The organism is Streptomyces sp. NPDC060000 (assembly GCF_042737375.1).
Classification (GTDB): Bacteria; Actinomycetota; Actinomycetes; order Streptomycetales; family Streptomycetaceae; genus Streptomyces.
Window position 1 is genome coordinate 69,892 of sequence record NZ_JBHWUU010000034.1, and the last position, 13,529, is coordinate 83,420.

Below are 13,529 nucleotides of genomic sequence, written 5' to 3' on the forward strand. Positions count from 1 at the left end.
ACCCGATTTTTGCCCACCGAACGGGTCTCGATCGGGCAACGGGTATCGCGCTCACCCGTGTGACGCGCGTAGAAAGCGTGTCATGCATAAGTCACAGCGCATCGCGGCCGTCGCCGCGGCCTGCGCCGTAGCCGGCGCCGCCCTGTACGGCGCCGGCGCGGCGACGGCCGGCCAGTCCACGGCCAACTCCACCCACGAGCCCTACAACATCGGGCTCCTGGTGAAGGACATCGACACCTACTACGGCACCGCGCCGGACGCGAACGGCGTGTACCAGGCGTCGCCGACCAGCCCGTACGCCAAGGACCTCGCGAGCATCGACAAGGCCGCGAAGAAGTACATCGACAAGGCCGCCCGCAAGGCGCTCAGGAAGGGCGAGAAGCCCGCGGTCGTCTTCGACATCGACGACACGCTGCTGCTCAGCCTGGACTACGAGAAGCGGTACAACTACACGTACAGCTCCGCCACCTGGGCGGCGTACGTGAACAAGGCCGACCGCCCGGCGGTGTTCGGCACCCCCGAACTCGTGCAGTACGCCGAGAAGCAGGGCGTCGAGGTCTTCTACAACTCGGGTCTCGGCGAGGCGCAGCGCTCGGCGGCCGTGGAGAACCTGAAGAAGGTCGGCGCCGACATCAACCTCGACGCCGACCACGTGTTCCTCAAGAACGCCGCCGCCCCGCCGTCGTACCTGAGCGCCTGCGCCACCCCGGGCACCTGGACCTGCACGACCGTCCAGTACAAGTCCGGCACCCGCAGGCACATCGAGGACGACCTCGGGTACGAGATCATCGCCAACTTCGGTGACCAGTACTCCGACCTCGACGGCGGCTACGCCGACCGGACGTACAAGCTGCCGAACCCGACGTACTACGTGGGCTGACGTACGACGTGAGCCGACGTACCACGTGAGCCGACGTACGACGTGAGCCGACGTACTACGTGAGCTCACGCACCGGGTGAGCCGAGGCGCGCGAAAGTTCCGATCTCTTTCGCGCGCATCGGCAACCTGTCGTGGCCATGGTGGCGACTGAGGTGCGGGAACGGGCCGGGGCGGCCCCTTCGGCCCGTTCCCTCCCTCTCTCCCCACCGAAAGGAACACCCCGTGCGCATGAGCACCGGACGCCACCGCAGGACACGCACCCTCTCGATCGCCGCCGCGGTGGCGGTCTCGGCGGGGGCGGGCGGCGTCTTCCTCGGCCTGTCGAACGGCGGTGCCGGGGCCGCCTCCTCGACGGTCACCGTCTCCACCACCGCCCAGCTGGAGTCGGCCGTGCGCAACGCGGTCGCCGGCACCGTCATCCAGGTTCGCGGCGGCACGTACTACCCGTCGGCCACCCTCAAGTCGACGGCCAGCGGCACGAGTTCCGCCCGCATCACGCTCCAGGCGTACGGCGCCGAGAAGGTGAGGATCGACGGTTCCAAGCTGCCCGCCGGCTCCTGGCTCGCCGGGATCTACGGCAGCTACTGGACCGTGCAGAACCTCACCTTCCAGTCCTCCCCGGCCCAGGGCTTCGTCGTCACCTCGTCGACCGGCGGCATCTTCAGGAACCTGGTCACCGGCAACAACGGCGACTCCGGCTTCACGCTGCGCGGCGACAACACGGTGAACAACCTCGTGCAGAACCTGGACAGTTACGGCAACTACGACGCCGCCGGGCACGGCCAGAACGCGGACGGCATCGCCATCAAGTTCGGCTCCGGGACCGGAAACCGGATCACCGGTGCCCGGCTGTACAACAACTCCGACGACGGCCTCGACCTGTGGCAGTTCTCCACACCGGTCACCATCGAGCACTCGTGGGCCTTCGGCAACGGGAAGAACCGGTGGAGCGACTCCGCGTTCGAGGGCAACGGCAACGGCTTCAAGCTCGGCGGCGGAGGCGTGGCCGTCGCCCACCTCGTCAACAACAACGCCGCCTGGGACAACACCCTGAACGGGTTCACCGAGAACTCCAACACCGGGGCGATCGCGCTGAACCGCAACACCGCCTACGCCAACACCGAGGCGGGGTTCTACTTCGCCACCGGCAAGGCCCGCCTCGCCCGCAATCTCGCGGTGGGCGACAAGGCCGGGGCGGACAAGCTGGGTTCGGCGGCCGTCTCCGCGGCGAACAGCTGGGACGGCGGGGTCGGCACGCCGGCCTTCAGGTCGACGGACGCGACGACGGCGTACGGCGCCCGGAAGGCGGACGGCTCGCTGCCCGCGACGACCTTCCTGACCACGGGCTCGACCACCATCGGCTCGACGATGAACTGACCGCGTACGTCAGGAGTCGCCCGCGTCGTCCTCGTGGGAGGCGAAGTCGCCTCCCACGGCTCCCTGTTGCTTCTCCGAGCCGCCGGTGACCGCGTAGGTGTCGTCCTTGGCGTCACGGCCGCCGCGGTCGTGGTCGTACTGCCCGGCGAACACCCACTCGCCCTTGGCGACCGTACGGCCCTCCTTGAGCACCCAGGTGTAGACCAGGAAGCCGTCCCGCTCGGCCACCGAGAACCTGAAGTCGTTCTCGGGCAGTGAGCGCCAGGCGCCCGTGGACGAGACCCCGCCGGTCTGCGCGACCTTCAGCTGCACGGTCAGCCCCGTGAGCACCTCGGACGTCTTCAGCGTGACGTTGCTCTGCGCCCAGAAGTCGTTGCTGTGCGGGTCGACCGAACCGTCCGACCACAGCGGGCCGTCCTCGTTGTCGGTCGTCACCGGCAGCAGCGCGGCCGCGGACGTGGAGGGCGTCGCCCCGGAGTTCTCCGGCGGGGAGGTGCTCGGCTTCGCCGGGTCCTTCGCGCCGCCGCCGGAACTCGGCGTGGCCTTCGGCGAGGCCGGCGGACGGCTCGTCGCGTCCGGGGACTCGACCGGCGGCGAGGAGACGGAGACCGTCTGCTGCGCCGGGGTGTCGTCCTTCACCGCGGAGGCCACCGCGTAACCGCCGACCGCGAGCATGCCCGCGACCGCGGCCGTCGCCCCCACGATCCGTGCCCAGCCCCACAGCACCGGGCGGCTCGCCCGGTGATCGGACCGCTCCTGTCCCTGCCCCTGCCCCGCCATGCCGCGCTCGACGCGGGCCAGGATGCGCGCCCGGTCGGGTTCGTGTGCCTCGGCCGCCTCGTGCAGCCGGGCGCGCAGATCGTCGTGCACGTCCCGCCGCATCGTCATCGGTCCCTTCCTGAGGCCGAGGCCTCACCGGTGCGCACCATGGCGGGCATCTTGAGCGGAGCCCCCTTGGCGCCGAGCAGCTTCTGGAGTTCGGCCATCCCCTTCGAGGTCTGGCTCTTCACCGTACCCACCGAGACCCCCAGGGCGAGCGCCGTGTCCTTCTCCGAGAGGTCGAAGGCGTGCCGCAGAACCACACAGGCCCGTTTGCGGAACGGAAGTCTACGCAGCGCCGACTGGACGTCCACCACACCCGCGATGTCGGGGTTCTCCGTCTTCTCCTCGCGCTGCGACCAGAACAGCGCGATCCTGCGGCGCTCCCGGACGGCGCTGCGGATGCGGGTGCGGGCGAGGTTCGCGACGACGCCGCGGGCGTACGCCACCGGGTGGTCGGCCGCGCGCACCCGGTCCCAGCGGTTCCACAGGGCGAGGAGCGCGTCCGCCGCGAGATCGTCGGCGGCGTCCGCCTCACCGGTCAGCAGGTGCGCGAGGCGGGACAGTTCGGCGTAGTGACGGTCGAAGAAGGCATGGAATTCCACGGAGGCGGCGTCGTCGACGACTGTGCCCACGGGTGACCTCTTCTCGGAACGACTGGTGCGCCTGTGTGTGTCATGTGAATGACATGGGGATGCCCCGAGGAGGTGGTCGGGACGAGATCGCGAAGCGTAGCAGTGATCGAATACTCGGATCGGTGCGGGGGTTCGAACATCATGTGGCGGGCCGAACGTCTGCGGAGTCCGATTCCGTAACACGGCGAAAACCTGAAGACGGTTCAACACGGCAACAATCCAGCCAGCATCCGCACCCAGATCATTCAGGCACCTAGGAGCACCAGTCATGTCCGAGACGAAGAAGGCCGACGGCCGGCCGAGCGTCGCGCCACCCGTGACGAGCGGCGTCGACCGGTTCTTCAAGATCTCCGAGCGGGGATCCACCGTCGGCCGGGAGATACGCGGCGGCTTCGCCACGTTCTTCACCATGGCCTACATCCTTGTCCTGAATCCCATCATCCTGGGCAGCGCCAAGGACAAGTTCGGGCACCAGCTCGACGCCGTCCAACTCACCACCGCCACCGCCCTGGTGGCCGCGGTCATGACGATCATCATGGGCGTCGGCGGCAACCTGCCCCTCGCGCTCGCCGCGGGCCTCGGTCTGAACGCGGTCGTCGCCTTCCAGATCGCCCCCCTGATGAGCTGGGACGACGCGATGGGCCTCATCGTCCTCGAGGGTCTGCTCATCTGTGTGCTGGTGGTGACCGGTCTGCGCGAGGCCGTCATGCACGCCATCCCGCAACCGCTGAAGCAGGCGATCAGCGTCGGTATCGGTCTGTTCATCGCCTTCATCGGCTTCGTCGACGCGGGCTTCGTCAGCCGTATCCCCGACGTCGCGGGCACGACCGTCCCCGTGCAGCTCGGCGGCACGGGTACCCTCACCGGCTGGCCGGTGCTCGTCTTCTGCCTCGGCGTGCTGCTGACGATCGGACTGCTGGCCCGCAAGGTCAAGGGCGCGATCCTGATCAGTATCGTGACGATGACGGTCCTCGCGATCGTCATTAACTCGATCGCGGACATCAAGTCCTGGGGCCTGACCACGCCTTCGTGGCCCGACAAGATCGTCGGCACCCCCGACTTCGGGCTGATCGGTCACTTCAGCCTGTTCGGCGCGTTCGGGCAGACCAGCGTCATCACGGTCGTCCTGCTGGTCTTCACCCTGATCCTCTCCGACTTCTTCGACACCATGGGCACCGTCGTCGGCATCAGCGCGGAGGCCGGACTGCTGGACGAGAAGGGCGACGTGCCCCACCTCGGCCGGGTACTGCTCATCGACGGCGCGGCGGCCGTAGCGGGCGGCGCCGCCTCGTCGTCCTCCGCGACCTCCTACATCGAGTCGGCCGCGGGCGTCGGCGAGGGGGCACGCACCGGCTTCTCCAACCTGATCACCGGCGGCATGTTCGCGCTCGCCCTGTTCCTGACCCCGCTGCTCACCATCGTCCCGCTCCAGGCGGCGGCCCCCGCCCTGGTCGCCGTCGGCTTCCTGATGATGACCCAGGTCAAGAGCATCGACTGGGACAAGTACGAGATCGCGATCCCGGCGTTCCTGACCATCGCCGTGATGCCGTTCACCTACTCGATCACCAACGGCATCGGCGCGGGCTTCCTCGCGTACGTCGTCATCAAGACGGTGCTCGGCAGGGCGAAGGAGGTCCACTGGCTGCTGTGGGGAGCCTCGGCGCTGTTCGTCGTGTACTTCGCGATCGACCCCATCGAGCAGATCCTCGGCGTGAAGTAGGCGCCCGGAAGGAGCCCGGGGGACTGCGTGACCAGCCACAGCGGACCCGCAGGCCGGTCACGCAGCCCCCTCAACCCTTCAGCGCCGCTTCCATCATCGCCTTCGCGACCGGCGCGGCCAGTCCGTTCCCGCTGACCTCGGAGCGCGCCGCGTCGGACTGCTCGACCACGACCGCCACGGCGACCTCCTTGCCGGACGAGTCGGACTTCCCGTACGACGTGAACCAGGCGTACGGCGCCTTGCTGTTGTTCTCGCCGTTCTGGGCCGTGCCCGTCTTGCCGCCGACGGTGACGCCGTCGATGATCGCGTTCGTGCCCGTGCCCTTCTCGACGACCGTCTGCATCGCCGACTGCAACTGCTCGGCGGTGGAGGAGCTGACGATCTGCGTGCTCGTCGCCTCGTCGTCGTAGTCCTTCAGCACGTCACCCCCGCCGTCGGTGATCTGCGAGACCATGTGCGGCGAGACGAGTTTGCCGCCGTTGGCCATCGCGGCCGACACCATGGCCATCTGCAACGGCGTCGCGGTCACGTCGAACTGGCCGATGCCGGTCAGGGCCGTGGACGACGCGTCCATGTCGGACGGGTACACGCTCGGGTACGCCCGCACCGGCACGTCCTGGCTGTCGTCGTTGAAGCCGAACTTCTCGGCCGTCGCCCTCAGCTTGTCCTGGCCGAGCTGGACGGCCATGTGCGCGAACACGTTGTTGCACGAGTACTGCAACGCGACCCTGATCGAGGCGTCCTCGCAGGGCGCGGACGTGTTCTCGTTCTTCAGGACCGTGCGGGTGCCCGGCAGGGTGTACGGGTCCTGGCTGTCGGTCTTCTCGTCCACGGACGAGTACAGCCCGTCCTCCAGCGCGGACGCCGCCACGACCAGCTTGAACGTCGAACCCGGTGCCAGCGGCTGGCGCAGCGCCCGGTTGGTGAGCGGCTTGTCGGAGTCCGCGTTGAGCTTCTTCCACGCCGTCCCGGCGGTGTTGGCGTCGGTCAGCGACGACGGGTCGTACGACGGGGTCGACACGACCGCCAGGATCCGGCCCGTCGCCGGGTCGATCGCGACGGCCGCGCCCTTCTTGTCACCGAGCGCGTCGTACGCGGCCTTCTGCACGTCCGGGTCGAGCGTGGTGATCACGTTGCCCGGGTCCGCCCGTTTGTCGGTGACCGTGTCCAGTGCGGTCTTCAGACGGGTGTCCGTGCCGTTGAGCAGTCCGCGTAGATGCCCTCCAGCTGGGTCGGGGCGAAGCTCTGGGAGGCGTAGCCCGTCACCGCCGCGTACAGCTCGCCGTCCGTGTACGTGCGCTTGTATCTGAGGTCGCCGCCCGCCGTGACGGCCGAGCCGGTGATCGCCTTTCCGGCCACGATGATGTTCCCGAGCGGCTCCGCGTACGTCAGAATCGCGTTGCGCCGGTTCTTCTTGTCGTCCGCGAGTGCCTGGCCCTCGTAGAACTGCACCCAGGTCGCCCGGAGCAGCAGGGCGAACACCAGCAGCAGCGCGAAGACCGAGGCGCGCCTGATCGTCTTGTTCATTGCGAACAGAACGACGAACGAGATGGCGGCAATCGTTCCCGTCCGCCCGGTTTTCTCATCGTCCGTTCATCTGCTGCCGTTCATCTGTCGCCGGTCGGCCGCACCCGGTCGGCCGCACCCGGTCGGCCGCACCCCCGGCCCGCCTGCACCCGGCCCGCCTGCACCCGGCCCGCCTGCACCCGGCCCGCCTGCGGCCGGCCCGCTCCGGCCGGCCCGCTCCGGCCGGTCCGGTCCGGGCGGTTCGCTCCGGCCGGTCCGGTCCGGGCGGTTCGCCTGCGGCCGGTTCAGGGCTCCAGGCGCAGCACGATCTCCTCGATCTCCCCGCCGCGCGCGTTCGCGTATCCGGTGGCCCGGGCGGTGCGCCGGAAGCCGCACTTCTCCAGGACGCGCAGGGAACCGGTGTTGTCGGCCGCCGCCCGCGCGAACAGCGGCCGCTCCACCACCTCGGACACCAGCGCCCGCAACGCCTGCGTGGCGATGCCCCGGCCCCAGTACGCCCGGTCCACCCAGTACGTCACCTCGCGCTCGCCCGGCTCCCCGTACACCGCCGCGCTGCCGACCACGTCCCCGTCCGCCAGGATCGTGCGCGGCACGTCGGACGAGGCGCGGATCCTGGCCCAGTGGGAGTCGAAGGCGTCCCGGTCGGCCGGGTCCTTCGCGGTGAACGCGGCCATGCGCAGGGACTCGGGATCGTTCAGCTGCCGGAAGAACACCGGCAGATCGCTGTCGTGGACCTGGCGCAGGGTGATCAGCATGCCTCAGAGCCTACGGGTGGCCAGGGTGAGCCGGTCGCGTGCGTCGAAGAGGGCGTCCTTCACCAGCTGCTCGTGCGCGGGGGTGAGCCTCGCCACCGGCACCGAGCAGCTGATCGCGTCCCGGGCCGGCGTGCGGTACGGGATCGCCACGCCGAAGCAGCGCAGGCCCAGCGTGTTCTCCTCGCGGTCCACCGAGAAGCCCTGCTCGCGGATCTGGTGCAGCTCCTCGATGAGCTTCTCGCGGTCCGTGATCGTGTGCTCGGTCAGCGCCGGCAGTGTCTCCGGCAGCAGCTTGCGGACCTGCTCGTCGGTGTACGTGCTCAGCAGCGCCTTGCCCAGGGAGGTGGAGTGGGCGGGGAGGCGGCGGCCGACGCGGGTGAAGGGGCGCAGGTAGTGCTGGGACTGGCGGGTGGCGAGGTACACGACGTTCGTGCCGTCCAGCCGGGCCAGGTGGATGGTTTCGGTGGTGTCGTCCGAGAGCCGGTCCAGGGTGGGGCGTGCGGCCGCGACCACCTCGTCGCCGTCGATGTACGACGTGCCCACGAGCAGTGCCCGTACCCCGATGCCGTACCGGGTGCCCGTCGCGTCCGTCTCCACCCAGCCCAGCTCCACCAGGGTGCGCAGCAGCATGTAGAGACTGGACTTGGGATATCCGACGGCCTCCTGGACCGACGCGAGAGAGTGCATTCCCGGGCGGCCGGCGAAGTATTCCAGCAGCTCAACCGTCCGCACCGCGGACTTGACCTGCGCTCCGCCCCCCGTCTCGACAGCCGACATCGCCCTTGACCCCTTCGTTCGACGGGAAATACGCTCCGACAGCATATTCATCATCAGAGACAGCGTTCAGTATATCGAACGACCCTGGTGAATGAGCCAGTACCAAACGTGGTCAGAAACAAGCGTGGAGGGACCTGCGGTGGCAGCAGCACCAGTCTGGAGTGTCGACCCCCGAACCGGGAAGCAGCGTGAACAGGTTGCGGTGGAGGCCACGGCCCAGGAGGTCGACGCCGTCGTCCGCGCCGCCCATGAGGCGCGCGGCTTCCTCGCCGACCGCACCGTACGCGCCGCCTTCCTGCGTTCCGCGGCCGACCGGCTCCAGGCGGCCAAGGACACGCTCGTGGAGGTGGCCGACGCCGAGACCGCGCTCGGCCCGGTCCGGCTGACCGGCGAGCTCGCCCGCACCTGCTACCAGTTGCGTGCGTTCGCCGGCATCGTCGACGAGGGGGCGTTCCTCGACATCGTCGTCAACCACCCCGACGACACGGCCACCCCGCCCATCCCCGACCTGCGCCGCTACAAGGTGCCGCTCGGGGTGGTGGCCGTGTACTCGGCGTCCAACTTCCCCTTCGCGTTCTCCGTCGCGGGCGGTGACACCGCGAGCGCGCTCGCGGCGGGCAACCCGGTCGTCGTCAAGTCCCACCCCGACCACCCGGGCCTGTCCGAGCTGGTCGCCAAGGTGCTGCGCACCGCCGCGGCCGAGCACGGCATCCCGGCGGGCGTGCTGGGTCTGGTCCACGGCTTCGAGGCCGGTGTCGAGCTGATCAGGCACCCGCTGGTCGCCGCGGCCGGTTTCACCGGGTCGATCCGGGGCGGCCGCGCGCTGTTCGACGCCGCGGCGGCCCGTCCGGTGCCGATCCCGTTCCACGGCGAGCTGGGGTCGCTGAACCCCGTCGTGGTGACCGAGGCGGCCGCCGCCGAGCGGGCCGAGGCCATCGGCGCCGGCCTCGCCGGGTCCATGACGCTGGGGGTCGGACAGTTCTGTGTGAAGCCGGGGCTGGTGCTGGTGCCGTCCGGCGCGGCCGGCGACGGGCTGGTCAAGTCGCTCACGGACGCGGTGAGCGACACCGACGCGGGCGTGCTGCTCGACCACCGGATGCGCGACAACTTCATCGCCGGGGTCGCCGAGCGGGCCGAGCTGCCCGACGTGGAGTCGCCGGTGACGCCCGGCGCCGGCGGGGAACACACCGTCAGCGCGGGGTTCCTGACCGTGCCGGCCGCGCGGCTGACCGCCGAGGGCGCGCACGACCTGCTGCTCGAGGAGTGCTTCGGACCGGTCACCGTCGTGGTCCGCTACGACGACGAGGGCGAGGTCAAGGCGGTGCTGTCGCGCCTGCCGGGCAACCTCACGGCGACCGTGCAGCTGTCCGAGGAGGAGGCCGCGGGCGAGGGCCGGGGCGCGGAGATCCTCGCCGAACTGACCCCGCTCGCCGGACGTGTGCTGGTGAACGGCTGGCCCACGGGCGTCGCCGTCGCGGCGGCCCAGCATCACGGGGGGCCGTACCCGGCCACCACCTCCACCTCCACCTCGGTCGGCGGAACCGCCATCGAGCGGTGGCTGCGGCCGGTCGCCTACCAGAACGCTCCCGCGGCGCTGCTGCCGGTGGAGCTGCGGGACGAGAACGAACTGGGGCTGCCCCGCCGGTTCAACGGGCGCCTGGAGCGGTAGCGCGCAGCGCTCCGCGCGGGCGGCCGAGCGCTCCGCTCGGGCGCGCCCCCGAGGGGTGCGGTCGACTGCCGTCCACAGGTCCGTCGTGGCTTCGCGCAGTCCCCCGCACCCCTTGGTGTCGCGGCTCCCCTGAGATGATGAGGCCATGGACGTCTCGCTTCCCGAACTGCCCTTTCCCCTCCGTACCTATGGGCCCGGCGGGCACTGGTCCCATGAGCACGGGGTGCTCACCGGGTGGGCCGGGGCCCGGCAGGACCGGTTCGTGCCGCCCACCGGGGACGGGGTGGAACCCGCCGCCGACGCGCCCCGGCTGCTGGGGGCGCCGGAAGGCGACTTCCAGCTGATCGCACGCGTCACCGTCGGGTTCAACTGGGCCTTCGACGCGGGGGCGTTGTACGTCCAAGTCGGTGAGCGGGCCTGGGCCAAGCTCTGTCTGGAGTACTCCCCGGACGTGGCCACCGTCTGCACGGTGGTCACCCGGGGGCACTCCGACGACGCCAACTCCTTCACCGTGGAGGGGAGTACGGTCTGGCTCCGGGTGAGCAGAACCGGTCGCGCCTTCGCCTTCCACGCCTCCCGGGACGGCAGGCGCTGGACCTTCGTCCGGCTGTTCACGCTGGGGGAGGAGAAGGAGACCGGTGCGGCCCTGGTCGGCTTCATGACGCAGTCCCCGATGGGCGAGGGGTGCGTGGTGACCTACGACCACCTCGAGTTCAGGACCGAGTGGCCGGACGACCTCAGGGACGGAAGCTAGCCGGCCGGAACCGGGGGGCAGGGTCGTCACGTCCTTGCCTGCATGATCGGAGAACGCGTCACGGAACACCGGGTGATCCGCACCGCCGTCCCGGCCGAGGCCGAGCGGGTCGCCGCGCTGCACGCGCGGGCCCGGGCGACGTACTACCCCGACGGGATCCCGCAGGACGGCACCGACTGGATCGCCGCCTGGCGCTCGGCCATCGAGCGGCCCGACAGCCAGGTGCTGTGCGTCGTCGAGCGGGGAAGGACCGTCGGCCTCGCGTCCTTCCGCACGCCGGAGGGCGCGCCCGCGCGCACGGTCAAGCTGTTCCAGTTCCACGTCGACCCCGACCACTGGCGAGCGGGGATCGGTACGGCCCTGCACGCGGCCTGTGTCGAGCAGTGGCGGGCGGACGGCCGGCGCACGGCCGTGCTCGACGTGCACGTCGGGAACCGGCGCGCCCAGGCCTTCTACGCCCGGCAGGGCTGGCACCCGGACCCGGAGAACCCGCCCGCCGAGGACGACCACCATCTCTGGCTGAGGTACGCGGTGACGGGGGAATGAAACCACGTGCTTGAACGTTCATGCACTCTGCGGAGGGAACCTCCGTGCGGGCCTCCGGCCGGGAGCCCCCGTACCAGTCGTACGACCTGGAGAGAGCCGAGACATGCGCGTCGAGATCTGGAGCGACATCGCCTGCCCCTGGTGCTACGTGGGCAAGGCCCGCTTCGAGAAGGCGCTCGAGGCCTTCCCGCACCGCGACCGGGTCGAGGTGGTGCACCGTTCCTTCGAGCTGGACCCGGGGCGCGCCAAGGGTGACGTCCAGCCGGTGCTGGCCATGCTCACCAAGAAGTACGGGATGAGCGAGGCGCAGGCGCAGTCCGGTGAGGAGAACCTGGGCGCCCAGGCCGCCGCCGAGGGCCTCGACTACCGCACCCGGGGCCGCGACCACGGCAACACCTTCGACATGCACCGCCTGCTGCACTTCGCCAAGGAGCAGGGCAGGCAGGACGAGCTCATCCAGATCCTCTACCGGGCCAACTTCGCCGAGGAGCGCTCTGTCTTCTCCGAGGGACAGGAGCGGCTCGTGGAGCTGGCCGTCGAGGCAGGTCTCGACGCCGGGGCCGCCCGCGGGGTCCTCGCCGACCCGGCCGCCTACGCCGACGAGGTCCGTGCCGACGAGCGCGAGGCCGCCGAGCTCGGCGCGAACGGCGTGCCGTTCTTCGTCCTCGACCGCGCCTACGGGGTCTCCGGCGCACAGCCCGCCGAGGTCTTCGCTCAGGCGCTCACCCAGGCCTGGGGAGACCGCTCCCCGCTCAAGCTGATCGACGACGGCGGCGCGGAGGCCTGCGGCCCGGACGGCTGCGCGGTCCCGCAGCACTGAACCCGCAGGTGAGGGCCGATCTATAAGCTCTCCTTAGCGCTATCGCGTAAAAATTCGCGATGGACGAGGGGTTCCCCGGGTCCCACAGTGGACCCATGGAGACCTTCGAGAGCCTCGTCCGCGCCGAGTTCACCCCGAAGACCACATACCTGAACACGGCGAGCAACGGCCTGTTGCCGGCCCGCACCGTCGCCGCCCTGCACGAGGCGGCGGTGCTGCGCGCCGAGGGCAGGCCGCTGACCCCGTTGTACGAGGACGTCGAGGCCTGCCGGGCCGCGTACGCCCGGCTGGCCGGCGTCCCGGTCACCCGGGTGGCGCTGGGCGCCTCGGTGGCCGCGCACACCGCACTGATCGCCGCCTCGCTCCCCGCGGGCGCCGAAGTGCTCACCGCCGAGGACGACTTCACCTCCGTGCTGAACCCGTTCCACGTCCGCGGAGACCTCAAGATGCGCGCCGTCCCGCTGGAGCGGCTCGCCGAGTCCGTCCGCCCCGGCACGGCGCTGGTCGCGGTGAGCGCCGCCCAGTCCGCCGACGGCCGGGTCGCCGACCTGCCCGCCCTGCGCGAGGCGGCGCGGGCGCACGGCGCACGTACCTACGTCGACTTCTCGCAGTCCGTCGGCTGGCTCACGACGGACGCCGACAGCCACGACTTCTCCGCCGCCGTCTCCTTCAAGTGGCTGCTCGGTCCCCACGGTGCGGCGTTCCTCGTGGTCCCGGAGGACTTCGGCGGGCTGTCACCGATCCTCGCCGGATGGGTCGCGGGCGAGGAGCCCTGGGACAGCTGTTACGGCCCGGTGGCCGAACTCGCCCACTCCGCACGGCGGTTCGACCTGACCCACGCCCTGTTCACCTACGCCGGACTCCGCCGCTCCCTCGAACTGGTGGAGGAACTCGGCGTGGCGGCGATCGGTGCCCACGATCTCTCCCTCGCCGACCGCTTCCGTGCCGGACTCGCCTCGCTCGGCCACCGACCCGTCGCCGCGCCCGGCTCCGCGATCGTCTCGGTGCCCGGACTCGGCTCCCGCCGGGCCGAGCTCGCCGACGCCGGCATCCAAGTCTCGGACCGCGCCGGAAACCTGCGCGCCTCCTTCCACCTGTTCAACACGCCCGCCGACGTCGACCGCCTCCTCGACGCCCTGTCGGCCTGAGCCCCCCCCGGCGCCCGACCGGACGGACACGCCGGAGGGACTGGAGAAGCCGGACGGACCGGATGGGCCGGACAGACCGGACAGGCCGGACGCCCTCACCCC

The 13,529-nt window shown here is 70.5% G+C and carries 12 protein-coding genes and 1 pseudogene; 8 read left to right on the forward strand and 5 right to left on the reverse strand.

The window, feature by feature from the left end; genetic code table 11:
• Positions 1 to 82: 82 nt before the first annotated feature.
• Complete coding sequence (locus ACFWBB_RS19670; protein ID WP_385273655.1) at positions 83 to 880, forward strand: HAD family acid phosphatase; 798 nt, start codon at positions 83 to 85, stop codon at positions 878 to 880.
• Between the two features lie 222 nt (positions 881 to 1,102).
• Positions 1,103 to 2,257 (forward strand): right-handed parallel beta-helix repeat-containing protein, encoded by a 1,155-nt coding sequence (locus ACFWBB_RS19675; RefSeq protein WP_385273658.1) that lies wholly within the window; start codon positions 1,103 to 1,105, stop codon positions 2,255 to 2,257.
• A 9-nt stretch (positions 2,258 to 2,266) separates the two neighbouring features.
• Here ACFWBB_RS19675 and ACFWBB_RS19680 read toward each other — a convergent pair whose 3' ends face one another.
• Positions 2,267 to 3,145, reverse strand: coding sequence for a hypothetical protein (locus tag ACFWBB_RS19680; RefSeq protein ID WP_385273661.1), 879 nt, complete (start codon positions 3,143 to 3,145; stop codon positions 2,267 to 2,269).
• Positions 3,142 to 3,711 (reverse strand): SigE family RNA polymerase sigma factor, encoded by a 570-nt coding sequence (locus tag ACFWBB_RS19685; RefSeq protein ID WP_054239212.1) that lies wholly within the window; start codon positions 3,709 to 3,711, stop codon positions 3,142 to 3,144. Before ACFWBB_RS19685 ends, ACFWBB_RS19680 begins: the two co-directional genes overlap by 4 nt.
• A gap of 268 nt (positions 3,712 to 3,979) precedes the next feature.
• Here ACFWBB_RS19685 and ACFWBB_RS19690 point away from each other — a divergent pair, with 268 nt between their 5' ends.
• Complete coding sequence (locus tag ACFWBB_RS19690) at positions 3,980 to 5,431, forward strand: NCS2 family permease (protein WP_385273665.1); 1,452 nt, start codon at positions 3,980 to 3,982, stop codon at positions 5,429 to 5,431.
• Positions 5,432 to 5,501: 70 nt separating this feature from the next.
• Here the strand turns inward: ACFWBB_RS19690 and ACFWBB_RS19695 are convergent.
• From ACFWBB_RS19695 to ACFWBB_RS19705, 3 genes and pseudogenes are all read right to left on the reverse strand, one after another.
• Positions 5,502 to 6,958 (reverse strand): annotated as a pseudogene (locus ACFWBB_RS19695) (peptidoglycan D,D-transpeptidase FtsI family protein).
• A 284-nt stretch (positions 6,959 to 7,242) separates the two neighbouring features.
• Entirely contained in the window at positions 7,243 to 7,713 is a 471-nt protein-coding gene (locus ACFWBB_RS19700; protein WP_385273668.1) for a GNAT family N-acetyltransferase, read from the reverse strand.
• 3 nt (positions 7,714 to 7,716) lie between these two features.
• Positions 7,717 to 8,490, reverse strand: coding sequence for an IclR family transcriptional regulator (locus ACFWBB_RS19705; protein WP_200726187.1), 774 nt, complete (start codon positions 8,488 to 8,490; stop codon positions 7,717 to 7,719).
• 139 nt (positions 8,491 to 8,629) lie between these two features.
• Between ACFWBB_RS19705 and ACFWBB_RS19710 the strand changes: the two genes are divergently transcribed.
• The 5 genes from ACFWBB_RS19710 (at position 8,630) to ACFWBB_RS19730 (ending at position 13,427) form a co-directional block, all read left to right on the forward strand.
• Positions 8,630 to 10,159 (forward strand): aldehyde dehydrogenase (NADP(+)), encoded by a 1,530-nt coding sequence (locus ACFWBB_RS19710; protein ID WP_385273673.1) that lies wholly within the window; start codon positions 8,630 to 8,632, stop codon positions 10,157 to 10,159.
• 145 nt (positions 10,160 to 10,304) lie between these two features.
• Positions 10,305 to 10,913 (forward strand): DUF1349 domain-containing protein, encoded by a 609-nt coding sequence (locus ACFWBB_RS19715; RefSeq protein ID WP_385273676.1) that lies wholly within the window; start codon positions 10,305 to 10,307, stop codon positions 10,911 to 10,913.
• Positions 10,914 to 10,955: 42 nt separating this feature from the next.
• On the forward strand, positions 10,956 to 11,459 hold the full coding sequence (locus ACFWBB_RS19720) for a GNAT family N-acetyltransferase (RefSeq protein WP_385273679.1): 504 nt from the start codon (positions 10,956 to 10,958) through the stop codon (positions 11,457 to 11,459).
• 103 nt (positions 11,460 to 11,562) lie between these two features.
• Positions 11,563 to 12,279, forward strand: coding sequence for a DsbA family oxidoreductase (locus ACFWBB_RS19725; RefSeq protein ID WP_385273682.1), 717 nt, complete (start codon positions 11,563 to 11,565; stop codon positions 12,277 to 12,279).
• 95 nt (positions 12,280 to 12,374) lie between these two features.
• Positions 12,375 to 13,427 carry an aminotransferase class V-fold PLP-dependent enzyme gene (locus ACFWBB_RS19730; protein WP_385273685.1) on the forward strand — a complete coding sequence of 351 codons (1,053 nt, stop codon included), beginning with the start codon at positions 12,375 to 12,377 and terminating at the stop codon, positions 13,425 to 13,427.
• The last annotated feature ends 102 nt before the right edge of the window (positions 13,428 to 13,529 follow it).